This is a genomic window from Dyadobacter subterraneus (assembly GCF_015221875.1).
GTDB lineage: Bacteria > Bacteroidota > Bacteroidia > Cytophagales > Spirosomataceae > Dyadobacter > Dyadobacter subterraneus.
The window spans coordinates 834,054-860,386 of sequence record NZ_JACYGY010000001.1; the positions used below are offsets into that span (position 1 = coordinate 834,054).

Below are 26,333 nucleotides of genomic sequence, written 5' to 3' on the forward strand. Positions count from 1 at the left end.
AAGAATAATTAGCCAAACAGTATTAGAAAACCGGCAGATATGCCTTCTTGGTGTATATCTACCATTTTTGTTTACAATGAAAAAGTATTTGGTTATCCTCTGCGTTATCGTTATTTCCTCATGTCACAGACCCAATTACACGGCACTTGATAAAGTTTGGGAGCCGGATTATCCTGTTGACAGGTCGGAAAGTTCGATTCAGGCATTTGAAAAGAAAGATTCAGAAAAAATGCCAGCTCCTGGCGGGATCGTTTTTACCGGAAGTTCCACTTTTACAAAATGGCAGAGTGCGACTGAGGATCTTGCACCTTTACCGATCATAAATCGTGGTTTTGGAGGTTCTACTTTTCCGGAAGTGATCCATTACGCCGATAAAACAATTTTTAAATATCACCCCAAAACGGTTGTGATTTACTGTGAGAATGACATGTTTGGCAAAAAGGCAAAATCGCCGGAACAGGTTAGGGATGAATATGTGAAACTTACCAAAATGATTCACGATCACGAGCCGAAGGCAAAAATTTATGGTATCTCGTTGAAACCTTCACCGTCACGCTGGAAGAAAAAAGAGGATGTTGAAAAGGCTAATCGGCTGATCAAAGATTTCATAAAAAGTGATCGTAACCATAAGTATATTAATATCTGGCCGGTTATGATAAAGGACGGCCGCCCGGACGGAAGCATTTTCCTAAGTGACAGTCTGCATATGAATGCCGAAGGTTATAAAAGATGGACATCCGTATTAAAACCAATTTTAGAGAAGGACGAGTAGAATATGCTTGATATCTGTCTTAGACATTTGGGTTAATTTTAAGATTTAAAAGTAATATTAAGGGTATAGGTTTTAAAGTAAAGTCACTATATTAACCGAAAAATAGATTTCCGGAGACTAAAAGTGATAGCGCATTCAAAATAATGAAAGTAACGGCGGTTTTTGATATTGGCAGGACCAATAAAAAGTATGTACTTTTTGACGAAAAGTATCAGATTGTAGAGGAAGTAACAGAATCACTTCCAGAGACGATAGATGAGGATGGATTCCGTACTGAAAATATTGAACTTCTTACCGAATGGGTTCAGGAACGTTGGACGGATCTTAAAAACAATCCCAAATACCATATACAGGCCGTGAACGCAGCAGCTTATGGTGCAAGCCTTGTTCATTTGGATGCTAGTAACAAACCGGTTACACCGTTATATTCTTATTTAAAGCCGCTTCCGGATTCTCTGCTAAGCCAGTTTTACAGTACACATGGCGATCCGACAAGGATTGCGCTTCAAACAGGTTCTCCTGCAATGGGCATGCTTAATTCGGGTATGCAACTGTATTGGCTTAAATATACCAAGCCGGATGTTTACAAAAAGATCGTTTCTTCCCTGCATTTGCCGCAATATATTTTGTACTTATTGACAGGTCGTAAAGCCAGTGATTATACCTCTCTTGGATGCCACACAGCACTTTGGAGTTTCGAAATGTGGGACTACCATGAATGGGTAAAAGAAGAGGCAATTCAGAAAAAATTACCACCGGTATTGGCTTCATCATCTTTTATTTACAGAGATGGAGAAAAAAGTATTCAGTCGGGTTTTGGTTTGCACGATAGTTCTGCCGCGCTTGTGCCATACCGTATGGCTGTTAAAACACCATTCGTTTTGTTGTCGACAGGAACCTGGTGTATTAACTTCAATCCTTTCTATTCCAAGCCGCTGACGGGAAACCAGCTGCATCAGGATTGCATGAATTATCTTACTCCTGAGGGAAGCGGAGTAACAACTTCCAGATTGTTCATGGGGAAAGAGCATGATTTTCAGGTAGCACGGATTGCTGAATATTTTAATCAGGATGCTGATTTTTATAAAAGAGTTGTCTTGAATGAAGAAATATTAAAAGCAGATACGCCCCCATTTTATTCCGCTTGTATGACTGGCAACGGCCCGTTCCCGGAGCCAAATACACAGGAATGGCAGGTTAGTGCATTTTCATCCGCAGAGGCTGCTTATCATCATTTGCTAAAAGGACTTACTGATATGCTGACGGTTTCACTGAATCTGATTGGTATCAATGAAGTTCAGGCGATTTATATCGACGGCGGATTTTCGAAAAATGAAATTTTCACAAGACTGGTAGCTCACAACTTCCCGGAACATAAAGTTTACGCCACAGATTTGCCTTATGCGACTTCGCTTGGTGCAGCTCTGCACGTTACGCGTCCGCAATCTTTTGAGTTTTTAGGGGAGATTAAGGAAGTTGTTGGTTTTTAAGATTTATATCGTTTGAAAGGAGCTCCATTTGCTTAGGTAAGTGGAGCTTTTTTTATTCAAATATTTCATAATCTGTTAGTTATATTGTCATTGATTTGTGCAGAGATTTGAACAGCATTAAATTTGTGTTATGATAGAAAATATTCAACACAAAGGGCTTAGATTTTTGTTTGAGAATGATGATTCATCTAAGCTAAATGCACACTTGGTTGAACGTTTAAGAGAAATATTATCTTTATTAGATACGGCTGAAACTGTTGAGCAGTTGAATATTCCTGGATATCGATTGCATAAATTGAGTGGAGAACTAAAAGAATTTTATTCTATAAAAGTAAATGCAAATTATCGTATTATCTTTCGTTTTAATGATGGAGATGCTTACGATGTAGATTTCCTAGATTATCATTAAATATTATTAATTATGCTAAAAAGAGATATGAAACCTGCACATCCAGGAGCTATTTTAAATGGAATGATTGAGGGGCTTCGTGAAGAAACAAATCAGGCTTATACTATTTCTGAGCTTGCAAGCGGCCTTGGTGTGAATCGTAGTACACTTTCGCTTATCTTAAATCAAAAGTCAGGTATTAGTCCGGAGATGGCTATTAAATTATCCGAAGCCTTTGGTACAAGTGCTGAGCTATGGATGAACCTGCAAAAAAAATACGATCTATGGAATGCAGAAAGGAAAGTTAGCCGGAAATCAATAAGGCATTTTGTAATTTCTGACACTAATACTCTTCAATCAGCTTAGTTAGGGTTCAGCTAATCCTGCTCCAATTCGTTTCTTCTTTCCGCATATTACTCAAATGCTTTTTAATCGGAGCGTTTTCAGGTGATTCCAAATCAGGATCCGTATTTAAAATTGCTTCGGCTGAAATTCTTGCAGCTTTCAAAATTTCTCCATCCTGAGCCAGATTTGCAATCAATAAATCCATTAAACCACTTTGCTGGGTTCCGGAAATATCGCCCGGCCCGCGAAGTTGTAAATCCACTTCTGCGATTTCAAAACCATCATTTGTGCGGCACATCGTTTCAAGTCGCAGTTTCGTTTCTTTGCTGATTTTATAGTCTGTGATCAGAATACAGTATGACTGTTCAGCTCCCCTTCCAACGCGTCCGCGAAGCTGGTGTAATTGAGACAAACCAAATCTTTCCGCATTTTCAACAATCATCACAGAAGCATTTGGCACGTTTACGCCGACTTCAATAACGGTCGTGGCCACCATGATTTTTGTTTCCGCTTTTACAAAACGGGCCATTTCAAAATCTTTATCCTTTGGCTTCATTTTGCCGTGAAGAATGCTGAGCGGAACATCTGGAAATGCTCTTGAAATACTTTCATAACCATCCATCAGATCCTTCAAATCCAGCTTTTCAGATTCTTCAATCAAAGGATAAACCATATAGATCTGTCGCCCTTTTGCAATTTCATCACGAATAAATCCGAAAACAGAAAGTCGATGCGCATCGTAGCGATGAACCGTTTTAATCGGTTTTCTGCCCGCTGGTAATTCATCAATAGCAGAAATATCAAGATCACCATAAAGCGTCATGGCCAACGTTCTCGGTATAGGCGTGGCAGTCATGACCAGCATATGCGGACTGGTATATTTATTCTTGGCCCAAAGTTTACTCCGCTGCGCCACACCAAAACGGTGCTGTTCATCAATCACACACAATCCAAGATTTTTAAACTGAACAATATCCTCGATCAGCGCATGCGTACCGACAAGAATCTGCATGGAACCGTCAAGAAGCTGTGCATGAATAATTTCACGTTCTTTTTTCTTTGTTGAACCGGTAAGTTTTCCAATATTGATACCTAATAAATCGGCAAACTTTTTCAATCCCTGATAATGCTGGTCAGTCAGGATTTCTGTTGGCGCCATCAGACAGGCTTGTGCATCATTATCCAATGCCAGAAGCATCGTAATAAAAGCGACAATTGTTTTTCCGGAACCCACATCACCTTGCAGCAAACGGTTCATTTGTTTTCCCGTTTTCAAATCTTCCCGAATTTCATGCAATACACGAACCTGCGCACCTGTCAGTTCAAAGGGTAAATGATTCTCATAAAATTCCCGAAGCAAAGCCGTTTTTGTGAAAATCTGCCCGGGATATTCAGTTTTATGTAAAAGCTTGTTTTTGATCAGCCTGAACTGATTGTAAAAAAGCTCTTCAAATTTTAATCGTCTTTCGGATTGATGCAGCCACGGCTGACTTTGCGGATTATGCAGATTCCAGAGTGCATCTGCTTTGGTGACCATCCGGTATTTTTGAACCAGATTTTCCGGCAAAGTTTCATGAATATGTGGCTTTGAAATTTCAAGCAGGCTGCGGATAAGTTTTCCGATAACCTTACTGTCAATAAACCGCCGACGAAGTTTTTCTGTCAAAGGATAAACCGGCTGCCAGTAACCGCCTTTCTCATTTTCAGCGGTCAATAATTCTATTTCCGGATGCGTGATACTCCACTTGGAACCAAACGCGACTGGTTTCCCATAAACAATATATTCAGTATTGGGCCGAAGACTTTTTTCAAAATAATTAATTCCCTGGAACCATACCAATTCCAGAATTCCGCTTCCGTCTGAAAATTGAGCGACCAATCTTTTTTTATTTCCTTCTCCAACAAGCGTCCATTCTCTTAATCTGCCTTTAATTTGAGCGGCTGGCATTAATTCGGATAACTGGCTGATCCTGTGAAAAATAGTCCGGTCTTCATGACGAAAGGGATAGTGCTGCAACAGATCACCGTACGTAAAAATCCCTAATTCCTGATTCAGCAAGGCGGCCCGTTGCGGCCCCATACCTTTGAGGAATTCGATTTTAGTATCGAAAAAGTTTGTTCGGACGGATATTTGCTCTGCGGAAGTCATTTTTCAAAAGTACGAAATTTGAACTAAATGGCTTGGTTAACAACTTTTGAATTACGTATTTCGTTCTCGAAACAACAACCATCACTTAACCAAGTTTATGAAATCACTATTTTTCAGTTTATTTCTAACATTAGTCGGTCTATCATTTGCATCGGCACAAACTGCTCCTGAAAGCCCAAGAATCACAGCTGAAGGCAAAAACGTTTCAGTGGCATATGGACAACCCTCAAAACGCGGTCGTGTTCTTTTTGGAAAAGAAGGAAGCGGAAGCCTTGAACCTTTCGGAAAAGTTTGGAGAATCGGAGCTAATAACGCTACGGAGATCACATTCAAAAAAGACGGAATGTTTGGTGGCAAAGCGGTTAAAGCCGGTACTTACACCTTCTTCGCAATTCCAAATGAAAAAGAATGGACTTTGATTCTTAACAGCGAACTGAAACAATGGGGCGCCTATAAATATGAAGAGATAAAAGGTAAAGATGTTTTGAAAGTAACCGTTCCTGCAAAAACTTATTCAACATCTTCTGAAAAATTGACTTTCACAGTTAAAGATACTGAATTGCAATTCCAGTGGGACAAATCAGGTTTTTCTGTTCCTTTGAAATTCTGATTTCGATAGTATAATTAAAAAATCGCCGGTTATAAGAAATTATGACCGGCGATTTTATTTATACAACAAGTTGTTTACATATTTTGCCGGATCATATTTTCCAAAGCCTGAAGATGATCGGTAAATGCTTTTTGTCCAATTTCTGTGGCCTTATAGGTTGTCAGCGGCTTTCTTCCATTGAATTGTTTTTCAAACTGTATGTACTCGGTTTCTTCCAATGCTTTTAAATGTGACGCAAGATTCCCATCCGTAAGTTGCAGCAGCTCTTTAAGCTCATTAAAACTTACGGCATCATTTACCACCAGGACGGACATAATCCCCAGCCTTACTTTACTTTCAAAAACTTTATTAAATTTTTCTAACCATTCCATTCTGCCCGCAAGTTATGAAGTCATTCCCGAACTACTTGTTGACTTCCATAAAAAGTAGTGCATCACGATTTCTAAGCCAAACGGCCTGATCTCGCAAATTGTTTGCCTGAGCCGTAATTAAAGTTGACGCCAGGCCTGTTCCCAATGATACCCAAAAGAATTTTTTCAGTGCATCTCTATTTCCAGTTATTAACGACGTAATCGATCCCGCGGAACCGACCAGAGAAATCACCAAAGCAATATTTTTTCTTCTTCTCGATTGAACATAAAGCTGCATGCCACCAGGAGAGATTGCAAATTCACTTCGGATTGCTTTTTGTCCGGAATAAACCATGTTGTTTTTAATGTAACTATTATTTCCCTGAAGATATATCGTCTCTTTGTCGTACCATTTTCTTGCTGTGCTGTCGACTGTTATCGGTATGGCTACTTGTGCATTGCAATATCCGGCCGCCAGTATCAGAAAAAGAAGTGCTGTCAAACCTCCTTTTTTTGTTGAACTTGTTGATTTATCTTCATCAAGATCGTATTTTCTGTACATCGCCATTCCGTATACAATGTGTAATATTCCAAAACCGATTGACCAGAATAATAGCGAAAAACCTGTAAAGAAAAGTGCAGCACAGCCAATGGCAATTTCGAAAATACCCATGTAGGAAACTTCAGGCCAGGTATACCGGCTCGCGTTAACAAGTGCCAATCCATAAAAAATTAGAGTTGCGGGTAAAACAAGCCATATATATCCATAGGAAAGTACGGCAAGGCAAAAGATTCCGCCCGTCACCAAAGGAATCGCCATACTTAACAAAAGCCGTCTTGAGCTGCTGTTCCAAAGGTTATAACCTCTTTTTTTACCTTTTCTGACTGTAAAAATAATTCCGACAGCCAGTGAAAAGAATAAGACAAGAAATCCGTCCAGAAGTAAAAAACGAATTGCTTCATTCTGCGTGGTAGCCGCCGCCGGTGTGTAGGAAAAGCTTTCTGAGAACCAGTCGGTTTTTAAACGAACATAAGCGACAGCCGCACCGATTAACGCAAATAAACCTGCAAAAACACCACTTAATCCGCTTAGCGAAAGAAACTTTGACGACCGCTCCATCAGGTTGCGGATTTCGTTAAGTGTGTGTAACGAATCTTGGTTTGAAGACATATAGATTTAAGTCAGATTCTTGAATGAAGGTTTAGTTTATTGTTTGAAATATCTCCCAAACTTTTGGCAAAAATATAAAACCTGCCACGAAAATGGCAGAAATGGCCAATATCAAAACGCCTGCCGCCGCGACATCTTTGATTACTTTGATTGTGGGATGATAGGTTGACGATATCATATCCGCAATTTTTTCAATAGCTGTATTAAATGCTTCCGCTGCCCAGACCAGTGCAATTTGAATGATGATAATACACCATTCTATATTTGAAATTTTAAAGTAAATTCCGGCAATAAAAACGACAGCAGCGGCCAGTAAATGGATTTTTGCATTGTTTTCGTAACGGAACAAACTGTAAATGCCAATACCTGCGTAACGGAAACTTTTGATTGCTTTACGAATATTTATGGGTTGATTCATTTCTCTTGAGTTCTGCGAAAATATGGAACGCAAAGTACAACAACATCAGCACGAACGAAAACGTGAAGGTATGTTTTATGGCAAACGGATCGATCAGGCTCTTCAAAATGGCCCGCGAAAGTGCAATGGGATTTGATATAATATCCCAACTGTTCCAACGACCATACCGACCCAGAAATACGCCAAATCCGCTCAAAAACATTGAAATCGCAATGATGAGCCACGCCGCATACTGATTCCAGCGTCGGGTTACAAGGCGGTGAACAATTCTTATTGAATAAAGTCCTGTCAGAAAACCGGCTACTGCAAAAGTGAAAATCATAACGGCATCATACCAAACCATGTTTTCAGGCGTAGCTCTTAAATGGAGCAGATCAGTTACAATGTACGGCGCATTTGGAAAAAACAGAAGCCAAACAATCAGGTGTATCCACAACAGAAGAGTAGGTGTACGGCGGACCAATTCTCTTTCCCAAACCCATTTGATATAAATCAAAGGAACCCACGCCAGGAAAAGATTCCAGATCATAAATGCAAATCCGAGGTTTTGAGTAACTACAATCCTGAAAAATAGAAGAGCAACCGAGGAGGCGGACACTAGCGCAAGAAGCGCAAATTTCGAATTGCTTTGCAGGTAACGGAGAATTTTATCCAATGACATAAGATTGATGTAAAAGTACTTTGAGTTACAAAGTAAATATATCAAAACTTAATTATCTAACTTTTCAGATAGTTTTTTTGAGAGAAAATTTTGAGAGATTATTTTTTAGCTGAAAAGGCTTCCATCATCTGCCATTCTCGTCCAGCCGTTTTTGCTTTGAAAGTTTCCAGGCAGCCACGATCCTGCAATGTGATGTAACAGGTTTTTCCATTGCCTCCCCCGAAACAGATATTGGAAACTTTTTTTCCGATTGTTGTAATCGTTTGAAGTACCTTGCCATCTGGCGAGAGTACTGCAACTTCTCCTTTACCATGACGGGCAATGTATAAATTGCCTTCAATATCACAACGCATGCCATCCATTCCGCCGTCAGCAAAAGTATGGATCAGGCGTTTGTTTGATAAGGTGCCATCGGCAGCAAGGTCAAAAGCCCAGACATTACGTTGTACGCTTTCATTGACGTAAAGCGTTTTTTCATCCGGACTTATATCAATTCCGTTGGTTGTACCCATTTTTTCAGCAGCCAGCCTGGTTTTTCCTTCCGGAGAAACATGCCAGATCTGACCAGTACCCTCTTTCCAGTTCGGATCGGAACAAAATATATGACCGGCTTTTGTGATTGCCAGATCATTTGGCTGGTTCATCTTTGGTTCATTGGCAAAAACGGTAACACTTTTTGTAATGATATCGACTTTTAAAACATTATGTCCTGTAAAATCGGCAACGTAAAAAGTATTTTTGTCGCCAAAACGTATTCCGTTTCCCGTACTTCCTTTTGGCAGCGTAATAAAAAATCCGGATTTCCCTCTTTTATTCATCATGGCAATAGTCCCGTCCCGCGCAAAATTTACTGCATACACATTCCCTTCCGAATCAACTGCCGGGCCTTCACAGTTGGCTGTAAATTCACCTTCTGCTGAAAAGTTTTTGCTTAATGTCTGGGCAAAACATAGGCTGCCTGTTAAACAAAATGTGCACAAAAAAGAGATCAAAGTTTTCATGGCAAGTAGCTTGGAAATTGAGGGAATTGAATGGTGAGTTTTAAGATCAGTTTTTCCATTTAACGGCGCATCCAACCGGCTTTGTAGATAATGTCACGACTGGTTTTCCTTCCAAAAGGTTTGTTACCGCTTCATCAACGTAAAATTTATTAGCACCCGCAGGATCCTGCGGATTGTCATCGATCATGCCAATATACGCTATGGTGAATTTACCATTGTTTTTTGTGAGCACAAAAGCCTGTGGTGTTCTTACAACTCCAAATGCGCGGGCTGTTGTCTGCATGTCATCTTCCAGATAAGGATAAGTGTAGCCTTTAGACGAAGCTCTTTCTTTCATTTTTTCAAAAGAATCGTCCATATGCGTACCGGGATCGCTGGGATTAATCGCAATAACAGGGAAATTGCGTGAAGCATATTTGTTATTCAGAGCTATAATTCTGTCCTCATAGGCCTTTGCAAAGGGACAATGGTTACTCGTAAAGATTACAATAACACCTTTTGAATTGTTATAATCGGCCAGGGAAATTATTCTTCCGTCTATATTTTTCAGTTTGAATACAGCAACCGCATCGCCAACCTGATAACCACCGGTTTGTTGTGCAAATGCGGAGGTTAAGCTAATCAGGACAAAAAGTGAAATCCAAAAACAGCGTTTCATCTTTATTAATTTAGTAATCATTCAATGCTCATGACGTTAGATAACATAAAAGTAACTGAAACAAATGTTAAGTTGTGTTAACGTCGTTGCAGCTATTTCCTGCTTCTATATGGTACGGGAAATACTTTACCTGAAAGCTGGCCGCTAAACATACGAAATATAGTTATTAATTCACGTTTCAAATGCAATACGCTAGAAAATGGTGACATGTTGAAACAATTTTCAAATATTTCAAATGATAATTCAGGTAAAGCATTGTGATTCTGTGGATATCTGCTTATCTTTGCACCTCGTTTTTGAATATCAGTTTACTATAAATTATTATCATGTACGCAATCGTAGAAATCGCAGGTCAGCAATTTAAAGTTGAAAAGGGTCGCGAAATCTTCACGCATAGGCTTGAAGGTGACGTGAACGCTGCTCTTGTGTTTGACAAAGTCCTACTCGTTGATAACGAAGGCACAGTACAAGTGGGTGTTCCTACAGTAGCAGGTGCTTCTGTAAAAGTTACGGTGCTTGAACACCTGAAAGGTGAAAAAGTGATCGTCTTCAAAAAGAAGAGACGTAAGGGTTACAAAGTTAAGAATGGTCACCGTCAGTATTTGACTAAGATCAGCATTGACGAAATCGTAGCTTAATTAAAAGCGGTATTCCGCTGCGGTCTGGTATTTAGTCAGGCTTATTCACAATCATCGAAAAAATTAAAAGTTAAGATATCATGGCACATAAGAAAGGTGTAGGTAGCTCTAGAAACGGACGTGAATCAGAAAGCAAGCGTCTGGGTGTTAAATTATTTGGCGGTCAGTATGCGAAAGCGGGCAATATTCTTGTTCGTCAGCGTGGAACAAAACACAATCCAGGTAATAACGTAGGTATCGGTCGTGACCATACTTTGTTTGCTTTGGTTGAAGGACACGTTGTTTTCCGCAAAACTCGTTTGAACAAATCTTTTGTTCATATCGAACCTATCGCGGTTGCAGCTGCTCCTGTTGAAGTTGTTGCAGAAGCATAGTCAAAAGATTTTCAGCTCTTGCTGTAAAGATTTTAAAAACCCGACGGATATTTCCGCCGGGTTTTGTTTTTAATTGGATTGATTTAAACCAAAAATAAATTTCCTGTGTTCTAAGCAAGGATTGGTAAGATCAAATCATCCTGTATCACTGAATTATTTAATTGTCATGCTATCACGTCCCGTTTTTGTATATACTGAATTAAGTCCGAACCCGAATTCTATGAAATTCGTATTGAATTTCGAATTGGTGCCGGAAGGCCTTTCTTTTGATTATCCTTCATTAGAAGCTGCAATGGAAGAAGGTAAATCCTCGCCTCTGGCAGCAGATCTTTTTCAATTCCCGCACGTACAGAGGGTTTTTATTGCAAGTAATTTCATAACAATTTCCAAAAGCGAAGACATCGCCTGGGAAGAAGTTTTGCGTGATACAAAGCAATTTATTAAAATATATTTCGAAGAAAATCATCCTGTATTTTTTCAGGAAACGATTGATAAAAATACATTAATCGTAGACGCAAGAGATTCTGATACGATCCAGAAGATAAAAGCGGCGCTTGATCAATATGTAAGACCAGCGGTTGAATCTGATGGTGGCGCGATCAATTTCCACTCTTTCAATGAAGATACCGGTACGGTAAAGGTTCTGTTGCAAGGTTCATGCAGCGGATGCCCGTCTTCTACACTTACATTGAAAGCGGGAATCGAAAATTTATTGACTCGCATGGTTCCTGATGTGAAAGAAGTTGTTGCAGAAGGAGTATAATATCTGAAATCGGCTGTCCGCTATCAGCAGTCGGCCTGGATTGTATATAACTTGGATATGAAAGCCGAAAGCCGATTGCCGACGGCGCAAAGAAAACCTTGTCTTATCGGCAGGGTTTTCTTTTTTTAATGGCAATTTGCTAGCTTTCGGGCAATGGGAGATAGTTTAAGGAGTTTTATTGATAAAATTGGTGATCTTCAATCGGATGGCGACAAATATTTTCCGGAAGGAATATTTCCTGCTTATCGCGATAATTCCATGATTGGCTATAACCGCCCGGACACTACTATATTTTTCTCGGCCATCATTGCTTTCACTTTGCAGACAATTCGTGAAAAGTGTGATTTGGAAACGCAGGATAAAATTGATCTCATTATTTCAAAAGTTGTGCAGAACTATCCGGATTTTCAAAATAAGGATGGGCTGAAAACCTATAATTTCTGGAAGACAAAACCTTCCAAACATTTTCCTAACGGAAATCTTTTCCGGCATTTTGAGCATTTCCGAATTCCGGATGATGTTGACGATACGGCTTTTATTTATTTGACTTCAAATCCTGAAAAGGAAGAAGTTCTTTGGCTGAAAGAGAAATTGAAGTCGCACGCAAATGGATCGAAACAATGGATTCAAAATACCTATCCTGAATATCAGAGACTAAAAGCATATTCAACCTGGTTTGGGAAGAATATGTATATCGAATTTGATGTCTGTGTTTTGAGCAATCTTCTATATTTTGTTTTTAAGAATGATTTATTACTTAATGAACACGATGAGGCGAGTTTGGAATATATTAGGTCGGTGATAGAAACGGATCGTTATCTGAATGTACCGTTCCGTTGTGCACACCAATATCCGCGCACGCCGCTTATTATTTATCATGTGAGCCGCTTAATTACGGCCTTTTATCCGGCCCATTTAAAGTCGATTAAGGAAAAATTAATAAACGACACAATTCAGCTTTTAAAAGAAACTGAAAATCCAATGGACAGGGTTATTCTTTCAACATCTTTGCTCCGTTTTGGAATAAAAACAGAACGGATCGCTGTTGAAAATTATACCATAAAAGATTTTGGGAATTTCTATTTTTTCATTGCGGGATTAATGACTGCCTACGAAAATAAATTACTTTATAGAATTTCCAGTAGTAAACTTTTTCATATGCACTGGCTTTGCGAAGCGCATAATTGGACGCTTCTGGCAGAATACGAAACCTTATGGAACAAATAATTGACTCGACAATTCTTCTGCGTGTCAGGGAAATTATTGTTGAAAGTTATGATATCAAAACCTTTGTTTTTGAACAACTGGATGGAGGAAAACTGAATTATAAAGCAGGACAGTTTCTTACTTTTCTAATTAATATGCATGGACATGAGATCAGGAGATCGTATTCCATGAGTTCTGCGCCTGAAACGGATGAATTTCCATCTATTACTGTAAAGAGAATATCCAATGGTGAAATTTCCCGTTTCTGGATCGATTTTGTGCATGAAGGAGATATTTTCACAGTTTTGCAACCAACGGGTCGTTTTACTTTGGAGCCTTCTGATGGCATGCCCAGAGATATAATTCTGATCGGTGCCGGAAGTGGGATTACACCCTTGTTTTCTATTTTGAAGCAAACCCTGACAACTGATCCATTAAGTCAGGTTACGCTTCTTTATGCGAACAGAAATGAGAAGAGTACTTTATTTCTGGAAAAAATAGAAGCCTGGAAAATACGCTTTCCTGAGCGTTTACACGTGATTCATATCCATAGCAATCCTTCTGATCATTGGAATGGCGTAAGGGGCAGAATTAATAACACCAGGCTCGAACAAATGATAAAAATGGCAATGTTCTACAAGCCGGAAAGAGCAAGGTTTTTTATTTGCGGTCCTTTTGAGCTGATGCGTTCGGTTGAGATCACTTTGCATTATCTGGGTTTTGGAAAAGATCAGATCCGGAGAGAAAACTTTGTAGTTCGCAATCCGCCTACTGCTCCAAAAGAAAGTAAAGCTTACGATATCAAACTGATTTTTAAGAAAGAAGAATACGATTTGCACGTTCCGGCAGATAAATCAATTCTTCAGGCAGCGTTAGATTCCGGTATCCATTTGCCTTATAGCTGCAAAGGTGGTGTCTGTGCAAGTTGTGCCGGAGTTTGTAAAAGCGGTTCGGTGCATATGACCATAAATGATGTTTTGACCGACCATGATTTAAAGCAAGGCTGGGTATTAACGTGCACTGGTTATCCGCAAAGCGGTGATGTATTAATTGAAATAAAGTAATATAACAGAAGCAAAAAGCGTGCAGAAATTAATCTGCACGCCGGGTTAAAGAGTCTAGAACTAGTGGGTAACTTTATAAGGGTTTAGGAATAATACGATGTAAATGAAAATTAATAAGAAAAACAGCAGTGACAGTTTTAATCAAACAAATTTTCTTCTTTCATTTTTATTTAATGCAAAATTAATTGTAATCTGTTACCATGCAAGTATTTTTGTATAAAAGTGCACGAACACACAGCAATTTTAATATCATGTGCTCGTGCACACTAGTTGTTAAAACAATTACTGTTAGATTTGTAAATCTAGTGCACAAAATTCGAAAATCAAGGAAATTTTAAATATTGTATTGAAATTTTATTGTTTTTAATTTTATTGACCACTTACTAAGTTTTTTGATAAAGGATAGTTAATTGTACTATTTTTATATACACCATACGGGAAGAATTCCCATTCGTTATTTACCAGGAGAAAGTGAAAAAGAAAATTGTAAGAATAAAAGATATAGCAGAAAGGGCAGAGACATCCAAAGGAACAGTGGACCGGGTTTTGCATAACCGGGGCAGGGTATCGGAAGAGGTTCGTGAAAAGGTTTTGCAAATTATAAAAGAGATGAATTATGAGCCTAATTTTTTGGCTCAGTCGTTGAAAACACAGCGTACATATAATTTTATCGCGTTAATACCGGATCCTAAAACGGATCCATACTGGGAAGCTCCTGAAACCGGACTCGCGAAAGCTGAAAAGGAGCTAAGGCAATACGGAATTTCGATCAGCCGGTTTATTTTCGATCCGCATGATGTGGATTCTTTTATTACAAAAGCGAGAGAAGCATCAAATGAAAATCCGGACGGACTGCTGGTTGCGCCATTATTCTATAAAGAGGTTCTTCCTTTTTTTAAAGAATGGGAAAATTCCAATATTCCGTACGTCCTGTTCAATACCCAGATTGCAGATGTAGCCCCTCTTTGTTACATCGGACAGGATTCGTATCAAAGTGGATTTTTAGCCGCTAAAATCCTGAATTTCGGGTTGCCTTCTGCTTGTACGATGATGGTTGTGCACATCAATGAAGATCTTCCTAACTCCGCACATTTGATAACAAAGGAAAAGGGTTTTAAGGATTTCTTTGTAAAAAAGGGTCTTACGGATAAATACAAAGTCATCGGTACAGAGCTTAATTTCTCGGAAGGGGAGCTATTTGATGATAAACTGAATGAACTGAGGAAATCCGAAAAAGATTTGAAAGCCATTTACGTTACAAATTCAAAAGCTTTTGAAATTGCCAAATACCTTGAAAGAAATCATATCAAAGATATCAAACTGGTAGGATACGATTTAGTACCTCAAAATATACATTATATCAACGAGGGATATATTGACTTTGTGATTAATCAAAACCCGGTAGGACAGGGTTATTGGGGAATTTTTCAACTGGCTAATTATCTTGTTTTTAAGAAAGATATTTCGTCAATCAAATTCCTTCCGCTCGATATCATCACTTTGGAAAATCTGGAATATTATTTGGATCCTGAGCAATAAGAAAATATTTGGAGCATAAAAAAAGAGGATTTCGGCATCGCTGAAATCCTCTTTTTGTTTAAATCTATAATCTTACAATTCTCCAAACTGTGTATACATTTCTTTCAATTTAGGCTCGGTTTCCTTGGCACGAATATCTTTTCGGATCGCCGGTACACCCTGAATATCTGTTAATAAACCAAGTGCCTGATAAGCGCCAAAACGTACGAAATAAGAAGGATTATTACGAGCCATTCCTTCCAGAACAGGAATACTTTTGCGCTGTACATCCTGTTTTGATTTGATAAGATATTTCCCAAATACCTGGAGGAAATTATATTTTTCCGTAGGTTTCATACGCTTCATTTTGTCAAGAAACCAATCGTAGCGATCAGGTTCAGCCAGTCCGGCGTAATAATTTCCTACCGAAGCCACGATTGCATCATCCGGAGAATCTGCAAATTGTGCTGCAACATCTTTTGCATCAGCAGGCTGATTGACAAGATATTTGTCAAGCGCTACTGAGACCACCTGATAAGAACTATCACTCAATGCTTCACGGAAAACAGGATCGTTATTGTTATCACCAAATGAAGCCAATGTAATAATTGCTTCGGCACGAACCTGAGGATGTCTGTCGGTGCGGGCACGGCTCTGAATTATTTTTTCAATTGCTGCAAAACCATCTCCGTCATATTCTGCGAAGTTGGAAATAGCCATTTGGCGTAATTTCCAGAAAGGGTCGGTCATCGCTTTGATCAAAACATTTCTGGCTGTTGAATCCTTTAATTTTCCTTCCAACTGGGCTAATGCATCATATTTTTGCAAAAACTGATCGGAATGATTGTATTGATAAACCAGTTCCGCGTGGTCTTTTTCCTGTTCCACGCTGCCAAGAAGTTGAGATTCTGCATCAAATACTACCAGATCAGGTTTTTTGGCCGATGGAAATTCCAGGGTTTGGTTTGCCTTATCAACCAACACACTGTAACGATTTTTCTTCCCGCCAGTCCAGACATCCACTTTCAGCGGAAGCCGGTAAACGGTTGAAGCCAGTGTATCCTGTGTCTGGTTAATTTTCAACAAAACCTTATTCGTTGCTGTTGAATATTCCTGTTTGATTTTAAGTAAAGGATGACCCGGACGCAAAAACCATTGATCAAAAAACCAGTTTAAATCTTCTCCTGTCACTTTTTCAAAAGCTTCACGGAGATCAGAAATTTCTGCTGTTCCCAACGCATGCGCTTTCAGATATGTTTGTAAAGATTTGAAGAAAGCATCATCACCAACATATTTTCTGAGCATATGCAGAATCCTTCCACCTTTTGCGTAGGAGTGGCTATCAAACATATTTTCACGATCCTTATAAAAATACCGGATCATAGGAACCTGCTTGGTTTCGGCTTCTGCAAGATATGTTTTCAGTTCCTGCAAATTCTGCCAGTCTGCTTCATTTTTTCCGATGTAATATTCACTCCATAAATATTCTGAATAGTTGGCAAAGGATTCATTAAGCGGAAGTTGTCCCCATTCCTCGGCCGTTACATAATCCCCGAACCAGTGATGTGCCAGTTCGTGGGCAATAACTGCATCTGAATTTCCATCTAAAATAGAACGTGCATCCGTTTGGACACCTTCTTCATGCACAGTAGCCGTGGTATTTTCCATAGCACCTGCCACAAAATCTCTCACTGCGATCTGCGCATATTTTTCCCATGGATATTCTATCCCGAAAATATTGGAAAAAAACGCCATCATTTCAGGCGTACGACCAAAAATTGCATGTGCATCGCCGCCGTATTTTGGCTCAACGTAATAGCTAAGTTCGAGTCCGTTTGGCATCATATCTTTTGCAACGGCAAAATCACCAACGGCAAGCATTGTAAGATATGGAGCAGCGGGAAGCGTTTGTTTCCAATGATCTGTACGCAAGCCGCTGTTGTCCGGTTCCTGAGAAATTAAAAGTCCGTTGGAAAGCGTTTTATAAGTGCTGTCAACCGTTATATAAATATCCTGAGTGAATTTCACATTGGGTGCATCAACCGTTGGAAACCAGCAAGAACTTCCTTCCGTTTCTCCCTGAGTCCAGATTTGCTTTGGTTTACCTTCATCCATTCCGTCCGGATTGATAAAGTATAAACCCTTATCATTTGGATTATCGTTTTGCTGGTCGCGGGGAAGTTCGTTCGGTTTTGCTACATAGTCGATTTTAACAAACAGCGTATCCTTCGAGGTATATTCCCGGCCCAATTTGATGATTAACTTACGTTTGTCGTAAGTGTATTCAAGCTTTTTATTTGATTTCTTGGAAAGGTCATTTATAGAAGCAGAACCGAAATCACCAGGCTTTTCAAGTTGAAAAATTCCCTGGATATCAAATCCCTTTGCGTCCAGCTCAACGGTATTTTGGGGATAGAAATGAGGCTTCATAGAAATCACAGCTGAGCCGTGAACATGCTGCCTAAGCCAGTCAAATTCTACATCCAGACGGGTATGAATAAGATCGTGTTTCAAAGTTCTCGAAGGACGGTATGGTCCCTGGCGCGTAATCACACCCGGATTTCTTCTTAAAACCGTATCTCTTTCAGCAGCAATATTTCTGGCATTAACACCAAAAGCAATGAATAATAAAGCTATTCCAAAGAAGTTACAGAGACCGTTACGCAGCAATACGTTATTTTCATTACCGGTCATATCTGCTTTTGGTTTGGACATATTTTTGAGTTTGGACAAAGTTTTGAAGTGTTAAATCGTATTACTTTAAATCGGCCTGATCAAACAATCAGGGTCTGGCCGGACAATGCAGCGCGGCGTGCCGGAATGTATGAAACGGCCAAGGTTATGATAACGATAATACCTGCGGTTAAAAGTATATCCTGCCAGATTAATTTAACAGGATAAGCATCAACGAGCGCTGTGGACATGCCCATGGAGACAAGCCCATAACTCATCTGCAACCAGCAAATAAGTATGCCACTCAATATTCCCACAATTGCCCCCGACAACGCAACAATTGCTCCCTCGGCCAGAAATATATTTCTGATCAGCGTAGGTGTAGCGCCAAGTGCATAAAGCATGGATACATCTTTTTTCTTTTCGATAGCTAACATGCTGAGAGAGAAGAAAATATTGATTGCGGCCACTAAAATAATAAAGGATAATGTAACGGCAACAAACAATTTTTCAACACGAATTGCACGAAGCAGATCTGCGTTCATTGCGTCTCTGTCGCGCACTATAAATTTCTTTCCGATTTTTGCCTCAATGTTTTCAGCCACATCTTTTTCCAGAAATCCCTGAGGGGCAATTTTTATTTCAAGTGAGGAACGCTGCCCCTGATATTGAAGCAAAGATTCAACGATCGGCAGTGGCGCAATGACATAATCGTCATACCTGTTTTCAATAAAAAAAACACCGCCCGGACGAATCAGGGTTTGATTAAATGCTTCGGTAGAAGTCACATTCAATGTTTTTGTTCCTGTTTTGGGATACCACAGTTCCAGAGGTGTTAAAATATCACTAAGAGAAATCGATAATGCATTTCTGACTCCTTCCGAGATAATAGCATACGGCGTTCCATTTTGGCCGTAAAGTTTTAATGAGCCTTCTATCAATGCAGTATCAAGTTGTCCGCGTCTGGAAAAAGTGCTGTCAACACCTTTCAGCCTCACAATTGTTTGCTGATTTCCATATCGCGCCAGGGAATTATCTTCGATAACCTGCGTGATAATATTGACTCCCTCAACCGATTTGATTGCTTTCAAAAGTGTATCAGAAACTATAAAACGTTTTCCTTCGGCAGGGGTAATGGTTACATCTGCATCAAAAGTTTTAAACATTTTACGGTTCAGATCTTCCATGCCGTTAAAAACGGAAAGAACCACAACCATCGCCATCGTTCCAACAGCAACGCCGGCCATGGCGATGCGTGCTATCACACTAATGAAGCTGCGTTTATTACGGGAAAAAAAATAGCGAATGGCAATTCGGTACGAAAGGTTCATTGTCAGTAACGCGAAAAATCAATTCGTTTCTTCTTCTTCGTCTGGTTGAGCAGGAGGAATTACTATATCTGCAAACAAAAGATCCATTTTTGCTGCATACTCGGCAGTATCATCAATATAAAATTGCAAATGAGGCACAATTCTTAACTGATGACGAACACGTTCTGCCAATTTTTGTCTTATAAATTTGGTATTTTCCTTTATCGTTTCAAGTAAAAATAACTTGTTCTTTTCTGGTAAAAAACTTAGATATGCCCGTGCAATTCCCAAATCAGGAGAAACACGAACGGCGGTTATCGTCACGAAAGTGCCGTTTACCAAATGTTTTGCATCCTGCTGAAAAATTTCACCTAAATCCTTCTGGATTTGTCTCCCTACTTTTTGTTGTCTCTTCGATTCCATCTTTTTCTGATTAGCGACTTTGGAACTATGGTTTTCTTGTAATATTAACCTTTCCGCTGCCACCCTTAACTTCTCTCAACTACTATATTTAATACAAATATCCATACTTATTTTGTTTTTGTAGACCCCTACGTTGTAATTTCGTGAAAGTATTCATGTCGTCCTATCTAACCATCCAGTTTCTTGCTTAGTTTTTTTCGGGTTAACGCGGCTTATCAGATGATTAGTTTAGTGGTATTTTTCCTACTGCTAAGGCTGCCGTTCTTTTTTGGGGGGATACCTTTACTGATACCGGAACTGAGCTGGATGCTCGTCGGAGAGCAAATGAATCATGGTTTTATGCTTTACCGCGATGTTTGGGATAATGTCAGCCCATTCTCGGGATTAACATACTGGCTCATAGATTCTCTTTTTGGAAGGGCGCAATGGGCTTATCAACTGGCTGCTGCCGGACTGGGAATTATCCAGATACTTTATTTCAATTATGTGATTTATTCCCGCGAAGTTTTTCCTGAGCGCACTTACATTCCCGGCGCTTTGTATGCAATCTTCCTGAATATTTCTTTTGACCTCGGCACACTTTCACCCATGCTGATGGCCAATACTTTTTTGCTTTTTGCCTTTGGTCTCATTGTGAAAATATTGGTAAAACGGGAAGCCACCAACCAGGTTTTTGAAATGGGGCTTTACATTGGTATCGCTACCTTATTTTATCTGCCGGCTTCCTTATTTATGATCTGGGCTTTCCTGGCTTTGCTTTTTTATACCGGCGCAACAATCCGTCACCATTTACTTGGACTTTTCGGATCGATTTTTCCTCTGCTCATGGTACTGTTATTTTTCTATATCAATGATGGGATTGAAAGTCTAAACCGAAATTTGCTGACCTCGGTTTTTCAGGTAAAACAATATAATCTTAACGATTTTTCGTCATTATTTGCCTCGCTGATTCTTCCGCTAGGTTTTGGGATTATGGGTTTCACAAGGATTTTTACCACATTAAGATTTGTAAATTACCAAACCAGAATTCAGCAGGTGATGGCTTTGTGGTTTATCGTTGCAGTTTTTACAATTCCGTTAATGCAGTATCTCGCTCCGATGCAGTTTGTGATTTTCATTCCGCCGGCCGCGTTTTTTGCAACCCATTACTTTCAGAGTTTCAAAAGAAAAAGTCTTGGAGATGAATTTCAGTTTGTGTTGATGACGGCGATTATCGTCTTCATACAGTATCAGGGAACAAGAGGAATTTTACCAGGGATTTCGATGGGTAAACTGGAAAATTTAAGATCAAAATCAGCCTCTTTGCCGCCCGATATCAAAAATAAAAGAATACTTGTTTTAGGCCAGCACGCTGGAGAATATAGCGAAAATTTCAGCGCTACACCTTATTTAAACTGGGATTTATCAAGCTACGATCTAAGAAATCTGGATCATTTTGACAGCGTAATTCACGTTTATGACAATTTCCGTAAAGATCCGCCTGATTATGTTATTGATAAAGCGAATTTAATGCCAAAACTTCTGGCACGCGTTCCTGCCCTTCAAAATCAATATAAGTTGAGTCAGTGGAAGGGGATTTATCAGAAAATTTGATTCAGTTGAGAATTGAGAGCGGCCGCCGCTCTCAATTAATAAGCTAGCAAGCGATTTTATCCACCCGTGTTTGGTGTCTTCCTCCTTCGAATTCTGTATTTAAAAATGCTTCGACACTGGCTATCGCTGTTTCCAAGGTTATAAAACGCACAGGAATGCAGATTATGTTGGCATCGTTATGCTGACGTGCCAAAGCTGCAAGTTCAAGATCCCATACCAAAGCAGCGCGGATTCCCTGGTGTTTGTTGGCTGTTATGCATACGCCTTGTCCGCTTCCGCATAAGAGAATTCCTTTTTCAAATTCCTTATTTTCAACACCGCTGGCCACAGGATGTGCGAAATCTGCATAATCCGCGGAGTCTGCACTATATGTTCCAAAATCTTTCACTTCATAACCGTTATTGGTAAGCCAGGTGGTAATTGGTTCCTTGTAGGGAAAACCAGCATGGTCGGAACCGATAGCAATTTTTTTCATTACTTTTTTGTTAATTGTGTCTAGGTTACTAACAATTCTTTATTGGAAATTGTTAAATTTTCTCGCCTCTCGTAAAAAAAGAACACAAAGGTAACAGCAAATCAATGAACTAAAATTTTTTTGAAAATATGAGTGATGAATTAAAAGAAGGAAATTCAAAATTAATTGACGTATCCCTTCTTAATCCTTCCGTTCCGGAAGATGAAAAACGAATAAAAGAAGCATTTGAAGACCGTAACTGGAGTGAAATAAAAAGTGCAGATTCCTGGGTTATTTTCAAGGTCATGGCCGAATTTGTGGAAGGCTTTGACAAAATGGCCAAAATAGGTCCGTGTGTAACCATATTCGGTTCTGCACGAACTTTACCAGACAATCCTTATTACAAAATCACAGAAGATATTGCTGCAAAACTGGTTCGTCATGGATATGGCGTAATTACGGGTGGTGGTCCCGGTATCATGGAAGCGGGGAATAAAGGTGCGTTTGAGCAAGGCGGGAAATCGGTTGGTTTAAACATTAAACTGCCATTTGAGCAACATAGCAATCCTTATATTGATCACGATAAAAATATCAATTTCGATTTCTTTTTTGTGCGTAAGGTAATGTTTGTCAAATACTCCCAGGGTTTTATCGTAATGCCCGGTGGATTTGGAACGCTTGATGAATTATTTGAAGCGATGACATTAATCCAGACAAAGAAAATCGCCCGTTTCCCGATTGTCTTGGTAGGAAGCAGCTATTGGTCCGGGCTTTTGGACTGGATAAAAAATACAATGCTCGCGGCAGGAAATATTAATGAAGCTGATTTGAAATTAATCAGCATCGTTGATACGCCGGATGAGGTTGTGCATGTGATTGATGAATTCTATTCAAAATATTTGTTGAAACCGAATTTCTGATGAATTATTTATTGAATTCCCGTTTGATAAATACTTAGACATTTAATTCCCGGATTTAATTCCTGCTTTACAGTGGGGATTTAATTCGGGATCTTTATTTTAAAACACCAAATAAGGCCCAATCTTCTCAATAACCTTCTCATCCAAAACCCTGACTTTTTTCAAATCTTCAAGTGATTGATAAGCTCCATGCTGTGTTCGGTAGTTAATGATTACAGAATTGATCTTTTTATTACGCAGATAAGAATGCTGTCCTAATTCCTCCGCAGTTGCAGTATTGATATTAATCTTTTTAACCGGACTTTGAATTTTGGCATATTTATTCAGTTCTGTAAGTGCGAGAGAATCAAGTCCGAAAATCTCTGAAAACTGACTTGTCGAATGAAATCCGCCTAAGCCATCCCTGAATTTTAAAATTCGTAAAGACAATTTGCTGCCAATTCCTTTAAGCTTGATAAGCTGAGTCGTATCGGTTGTGTTGATATCGAATGGAACAATAAGTGGTTTGTTATATGCTTTGACTTCTTTGGGTAAGGAATTATTGGAATATGTTTTTTCCGGATATTTTGATTTTGGAAAAGCTGAACTTAATTCGGGAAGTTTGATATACGATTCCAGCTTTTGATAGACGTCGGAAGGGAAATCATAAATATTTAGCAAATCTTCCTTCTTTCTAAACTTTCCTCCTTTTGAGCGGTATTTATCAATACGTTTTGCGATAAAGGCTGGAATACCCAGCTCTTCCAACTGATCAACCGAAGCTGTATTAGGATCGAAAAAAAACAGATGAACTGGTTTAGCCAGAGTTTTTGAATATTCCTTTTTTGAATATTTACTCTCGTTTTCTTCTTCCTGCAAAGCAGCGTCTTGTTCAAGTTGAGCGGCTATGCTGTCAAGTTTTTGTGTATCGACCGGTTCTGACGAAGTTGGAAAAAGTGGCAGAATCCATCGTCTGAGAATAAACGGAGTCCAGATCAGAAAAAATGATAGGAACATTAATACGAAAGCTGCGCGGGCCTGCTTTCTGGAAATACCGAAAAAATCTTCAAGCTGATCAAGTATTCGTCGGAGCATAGGCCAAAAGTTTGGGACAAAAATGTTAGTCCGGCTTTTGACGTTGGAAAGTTAAAATGGTTTCCAGATTTTTAGAGAAGTATTTTCAGCGATACGATCAAAATCAATGTCGTTGTGGCAAAGTTCAAGATTAAAATGAATTGCATAAAAAGCAATCAGGCAATCATTAGGTTTGCGAATGGTGATACCAAGTTTACGAATTGACCGATAAAGTTGAGCGGCAGAGGTTGCAGCAAAATAAGGATCTAATATTAGGGAGTTTAGTCCTTTAAAATCTTCTTCATATTGATAAAAATCCCGATCTATTTTAATGCCTTGAAGAAATTCCTGAATAATAACCGGGCAGGAACAAACTTTGTTAGCTTTAATTGATTCCGTTAAAAGATCCGTTTGGCCGGATTTAATTCCATTTCTAAAATCTATCCAAACAGATGTATCAAAAAGACGGTACGTCATAAGTTCTCATTTTTTCCAGATCATCATCCCAGCCGCCTTTACCTTTTGATTGTAGTAATCTCTGACGGCGCATTTGATTAATCAATTCAGACAGAGCAAAGTCTATTATTTCTTTTTTAGTCTTCAGATTTTGATCGAAATCTCTTATTTTTTCAATCTTGTTTTCATCAATTTCCACATTCGTTCTCATAATTTTTCAATTTTGAATACACACAAATATACAAATTTTATACACATGGTTATTGTTTGCCATCAAATTCCCTAATTTTGCCAACTGATTGTAAAAACCTGAAAATTTACAATCCAAAACCTTTGTTTATTAATCAATTGTCTGAATCAATAATGAGCGAATCACCTGCTACCTCTTTACAAGATATTGTAGGGCATGCCAAAGAATACGGATTTGTATTCCCTTCTTCGGAAATATATGATGGATTGCAAGCCGTTTATGACTACGGTCAGAATGGTGTGGAATTGAAAAATAACCTGAAAGCAGTGTGGTGGAAAGCCATGACGCAGCTGAACGATAATATTGTTGGTATTGATGCTTCCATTTTCATGCATCCGCTTACCTGGAAAGCTTCCGGCCATGTTGACGGGTTCAGCGATCCTATGATTGATAATAAAGATTCCAAAAAACGCTACCGCGCGGATCAGCTTTTGGAAGCAAAAGCGGAACAATACGAAGCAGATGGTCAGCCGGAAAAAGCGCAGGCTTTGCTTGCTGAAATGGGCCGTTTGCTAAGCGCTGAGGATCTTGAAGGTGTTCGTGAATTAATTATTGCTGAAAATATAAAATGTGCTGTTTCCAATACGGCTAACTGGACGGAAGTTCGTCAGTTCAACCTGATGTTCAGTACGCAGGTAGGATCGGTTGCAGAAGATTCAAGTTTGATATATCTGCGTCCGGAAACGGCTCAGGGGATTTTTGTCAACTTTCTGAATGTGCAGAAAAGCGGTCGTATGAAAGTTCCGTTTGGTATTGCCCAAATCGGAAAAGCATTCCGTAATGAAATCGTTGCACGCCAGTTCACTTTCCGTATGCGTGAATTTGAACAAATGGAAATGCAGTTTTTCATTCGCCCTGGCACTGAAATGACCTGGTATAACAACTGGAAAGAAGCGCGTATGAAATTCCATATTGCACTTGGTTTGCCAGCAGATAGTCTCAAATTCCACGATCACGAAAAGCTTGCGCATTATGCAAATGCGGCCGTAGATATCGAATACAAATTTCCGTTTGGTTTCCGTGAAATGGAAGGAATTCATTCACGTACGGATTTTGACCTTCGTAACCATCAGGAATTGTCCCGCAAAAAACTTCAATATTTTGACGCGGATCTTGACGAAAATGGAAAACCTTACGGAAACTATATTCCTTATGTCGTAGAAACTTCTGTTGGCGCTGATCGTCTTTTCCTTGCGACTTTTTGCAATGCTTATACCAAAGAAACAGTAGGGGAGGGAGATTCTTTAAAAGAACGTACCTATCTGAAATTACACCCGGCACTGGCTCCTTTCAAGGTAGCAGTTTTACCTTTGGTGAAAAAAGATGGTTTGGCTGAAAAAGCTCAGGCGATTACAAATTCTCTGAAATCTGCTTTCCGTACAACTTATGATGATGGCGCAGCGATAGGAAAACGTTATACACGTCAGGATCTAATCGGAACACCATTCTGTGTTGTGGTTGATTACCAGACCATGGAAGATGACACCGTTACCATCCGTCACCGTGATTCAATGGAGCAGGAGCGTGTTGCGATCAGTGAATTGAGAGAGAAAATCGGTTATCAGGTTTCAATGGAAAGAATCCTTGAAATGATCTGATCCAAGTTCAAAATATTACTAACAAAA

General features: G+C 39.3%; 28 protein-coding genes. 14 read left to right on the top strand and 14 right to left on the bottom strand.

Translation table 11 applies throughout. From position 1 onward, the window contains the following. Positions 1-76: 76 nt before the first annotated feature. The 4 genes from IEE83_RS03540 (at position 77) to IEE83_RS03555 (ending at position 3,016) form a co-directional block, all read left to right on the top strand. A complete protein-coding gene (locus tag IEE83_RS03540; RefSeq protein WP_194119244.1) occupies positions 77-772 on the top strand; it encodes a GDSL-type esterase/lipase family protein in 696 nt (231 codons plus the stop codon). A gap of 143 nt (positions 773-915) precedes the next feature. Next, entirely contained in the window at positions 916-2,262 is a 1,347-nt protein-coding gene (locus IEE83_RS03545; protein WP_194119245.1) for an FGGY-family carbohydrate kinase, read from the top strand. A gap of 130 nt (positions 2,263-2,392) precedes the next feature. Then, a complete protein-coding gene (locus IEE83_RS03550; RefSeq protein ID WP_194119246.1) occupies positions 2,393-2,671 on the top strand; it encodes a type II toxin-antitoxin system RelE/ParE family toxin in 279 nt (92 codons plus the stop codon). A gap of 12 nt (positions 2,672-2,683) precedes the next feature. Beyond that, entirely contained in the window at positions 2,684-3,016 is a 333-nt protein-coding gene (locus IEE83_RS03555; protein WP_194119247.1) for a HigA family addiction module antitoxin, read from the top strand. Between the two features lie 7 nt (positions 3,017-3,023). Here the strand turns inward: IEE83_RS03555 and recG are convergent, their stop codons facing one another. Further along, positions 3,024-5,144, bottom strand: a complete 2,121-nt coding sequence (recG, locus tag IEE83_RS03560) for an ATP-dependent DNA helicase RecG (protein WP_194119248.1) — start codon at positions 5,142-5,144, stop codon at positions 3,024-3,026. A gap of 97 nt (positions 5,145-5,241) precedes the next feature. Between recG and IEE83_RS03565 the strand changes: the two genes are divergently transcribed. After that, positions 5,242-5,754: a DUF2911 domain-containing protein gene (locus IEE83_RS03565; RefSeq protein WP_194119249.1), complete on the top strand. Its 513-nt coding sequence runs from the start codon at positions 5,242-5,244 to the stop codon at positions 5,752-5,754. Positions 5,755-5,828: 74 nt separating this feature from the next. On the opposite strand, the gene IEE83_RS03570 is transcribed toward IEE83_RS03565, so the two are convergent. The 6 genes from IEE83_RS03570 to IEE83_RS03595 form a co-directional block, all read right to left on the bottom strand. Beyond that, positions 5,829-6,125 carry a winged helix-turn-helix domain-containing protein gene (locus tag IEE83_RS03570; protein ID WP_194119250.1) on the bottom strand — a complete coding sequence of 99 codons (297 nt, stop codon included), beginning with the start codon at positions 6,123-6,125 and terminating at the stop codon, positions 5,829-5,831. A 31-nt stretch (positions 6,126-6,156) separates the two neighbouring features. Then, positions 6,157-7,275, bottom strand: a complete 1,119-nt coding sequence (locus IEE83_RS33390) for a hypothetical protein (RefSeq protein ID WP_194119251.1) — start codon at positions 7,273-7,275, stop codon at positions 6,157-6,159. Positions 7,276-7,306: 31 nt separating this feature from the next. After that, positions 7,307-7,693 carry a diacylglycerol kinase family protein gene (locus IEE83_RS03580; RefSeq protein ID WP_194119252.1) on the bottom strand — a complete coding sequence of 129 codons (387 nt, stop codon included), beginning with the start codon at positions 7,691-7,693 and terminating at the stop codon, positions 7,307-7,309. Further along, on the bottom strand, positions 7,668-8,348 hold the full coding sequence (locus tag IEE83_RS03585; RefSeq protein ID WP_228101664.1) for a DUF1361 domain-containing protein: 681 nt from the start codon (positions 8,346-8,348) through the stop codon (positions 7,668-7,670). Before IEE83_RS03585 ends, IEE83_RS03580 begins: the two co-directional genes overlap by 26 nt. Positions 8,349-8,452: 104 nt before the next feature. Continuing rightward, positions 8,453-9,355, bottom strand: a complete 903-nt coding sequence (locus IEE83_RS03590) for an SMP-30/gluconolactonase/LRE family protein (protein WP_194119254.1) — start codon at positions 9,353-9,355, stop codon at positions 8,453-8,455. A 46-nt stretch (positions 9,356-9,401) separates the two neighbouring features. Continuing rightward, complete coding sequence (locus IEE83_RS03595) at positions 9,402-10,013, bottom strand: thioredoxin family protein (protein WP_194119255.1); 612 nt, start codon at positions 10,011-10,013, stop codon at positions 9,402-9,404. A 326-nt stretch (positions 10,014-10,339) separates the two neighbouring features. Between IEE83_RS03595 and rplU the strand changes: the two genes are divergently transcribed. The 6 genes from rplU to IEE83_RS03625 all read left to right on the top strand — a co-directional run bounded on the left by rplU (position 10,340) and on the right by IEE83_RS03625 (position 15,597). Further along, positions 10,340-10,651 (top strand): 50S ribosomal protein L21, encoded by a 312-nt coding sequence (rplU, locus tag IEE83_RS03600; RefSeq protein ID WP_090335300.1) that lies wholly within the window; start codon positions 10,340-10,342, stop codon positions 10,649-10,651. 80 nt (positions 10,652-10,731) lie between these two features. Continuing rightward, positions 10,732-11,025: a 50S ribosomal protein L27 gene (gene rpmA / locus IEE83_RS03605; RefSeq protein ID WP_194119256.1), complete on the top strand. Its 294-nt coding sequence runs from the start codon at positions 10,732-10,734 to the stop codon at positions 11,023-11,025. Positions 11,026-11,191: 166 nt separating this feature from the next. Beyond that, positions 11,192-11,788 carry a NifU family protein gene (locus tag IEE83_RS03610; RefSeq protein WP_194119257.1) on the top strand — a complete coding sequence of 199 codons (597 nt, stop codon included), beginning with the start codon at positions 11,192-11,194 and terminating at the stop codon, positions 11,786-11,788. Between the two features lie 153 nt (positions 11,789-11,941). Then, positions 11,942-13,015 carry a hypothetical protein gene (locus IEE83_RS03615; protein WP_194119258.1) on the top strand — a complete coding sequence of 358 codons (1,074 nt, stop codon included), beginning with the start codon at positions 11,942-11,944 and terminating at the stop codon, positions 13,013-13,015. Next, positions 13,003-14,058: a 2Fe-2S iron-sulfur cluster-binding protein gene (locus tag IEE83_RS03620; RefSeq protein ID WP_194119259.1), complete on the top strand. Its 1,056-nt coding sequence runs from the start codon at positions 13,003-13,005 to the stop codon at positions 14,056-14,058. The genes IEE83_RS03615 and IEE83_RS03620 overlap by 13 nt, the downstream gene beginning before the upstream one ends. A gap of 471 nt (positions 14,059-14,529) precedes the next feature. Further along, positions 14,530-15,597: a substrate-binding domain-containing protein gene (locus IEE83_RS03625; RefSeq protein ID WP_194119260.1), complete on the top strand. Its 1,068-nt coding sequence runs from the start codon at positions 14,530-14,532 to the stop codon at positions 15,595-15,597. Positions 15,598-15,669: 72 nt separating this feature from the next. Here IEE83_RS03625 and IEE83_RS03630 read toward each other — a convergent pair whose 3' ends face one another. From IEE83_RS03630 to rbfA, 3 genes are read right to left on the bottom strand one after another with little or no spacing between them, the layout of a single operon-like run. Next, positions 15,670-18,291, bottom strand: coding sequence for a M1 family metallopeptidase (locus IEE83_RS03630; RefSeq protein WP_228101665.1), 2,622 nt, complete (start codon positions 18,289-18,291; stop codon positions 15,670-15,672). A gap of 59 nt (positions 18,292-18,350) precedes the next feature. Beyond that, entirely contained in the window at positions 18,351-19,580 is a 1,230-nt protein-coding gene (locus tag IEE83_RS03635; RefSeq protein WP_194119261.1) for an ABC transporter permease, read from the bottom strand. 18 nt (positions 19,581-19,598) lie between these two features. Then, a complete protein-coding gene (gene rbfA / locus IEE83_RS03640; protein WP_137340808.1) occupies positions 19,599-19,982 on the bottom strand; it encodes a 30S ribosome-binding factor RbfA in 384 nt (127 codons plus the stop codon). A 183-nt stretch (positions 19,983-20,165) separates the two neighbouring features. On the opposite strand from rbfA, the gene IEE83_RS03645 reads away from it, so the two are divergent. Beyond that, complete coding sequence (locus IEE83_RS03645; protein ID WP_194119262.1) at positions 20,166-21,575, top strand: hypothetical protein; 1,410 nt, start codon at positions 20,166-20,168, stop codon at positions 21,573-21,575. A 43-nt stretch (positions 21,576-21,618) separates the two neighbouring features. Here the strand turns inward: IEE83_RS03645 and rpiB are convergent, their stop codons facing one another. Beyond that, complete coding sequence (gene rpiB / locus IEE83_RS03650; RefSeq protein ID WP_194119263.1) at positions 21,619-22,050, bottom strand: ribose 5-phosphate isomerase B; 432 nt, start codon at positions 22,048-22,050, stop codon at positions 21,619-21,621. 128 nt (positions 22,051-22,178) lie between these two features. Here rpiB and IEE83_RS03655 point away from each other — a divergent pair, with 128 nt between their 5' ends. Then, positions 22,179-22,949: an LOG family protein gene (locus tag IEE83_RS03655; RefSeq protein ID WP_194119264.1), complete on the top strand. Its 771-nt coding sequence runs from the start codon at positions 22,179-22,181 to the stop codon at positions 22,947-22,949. A gap of 99 nt (positions 22,950-23,048) precedes the next feature. On the opposite strand, the gene IEE83_RS03660 is transcribed toward IEE83_RS03655, so the two are convergent. The 3 genes from IEE83_RS03660 to IEE83_RS03670 are packed head-to-tail and all read right to left on the bottom strand — an operon-like array spanning position 23,049 to position 24,669. After that, a complete protein-coding gene (locus IEE83_RS03660) occupies positions 23,049-24,023 on the bottom strand; it encodes a ComEA family DNA-binding protein (RefSeq protein ID WP_194119265.1) in 975 nt (324 codons plus the stop codon). A gap of 51 nt (positions 24,024-24,074) precedes the next feature. Next, positions 24,075-24,479 carry a type II toxin-antitoxin system VapC family toxin gene (vapC, locus tag IEE83_RS03665; protein WP_194119266.1) on the bottom strand — a complete coding sequence of 135 codons (405 nt, stop codon included), beginning with the start codon at positions 24,477-24,479 and terminating at the stop codon, positions 24,075-24,077. Further along, complete coding sequence (locus IEE83_RS03670) at positions 24,460-24,669, bottom strand: type II toxin-antitoxin system VapB family antitoxin (protein ID WP_194119267.1); 210 nt, start codon at positions 24,667-24,669, stop codon at positions 24,460-24,462. The genes vapC and IEE83_RS03670 overlap by 20 nt, the downstream gene beginning before the upstream one ends. Positions 24,670-24,821: 152 nt before the next feature. Here IEE83_RS03670 and IEE83_RS03675 point away from each other — a divergent pair, with 152 nt between their 5' ends. After that, a complete protein-coding gene (locus IEE83_RS03675) occupies positions 24,822-26,306 on the top strand; it encodes a glycine--tRNA ligase (protein WP_194119268.1) in 1,485 nt (494 codons plus the stop codon). The last annotated feature ends 27 nt before the right edge of the window (positions 26,307-26,333 follow it).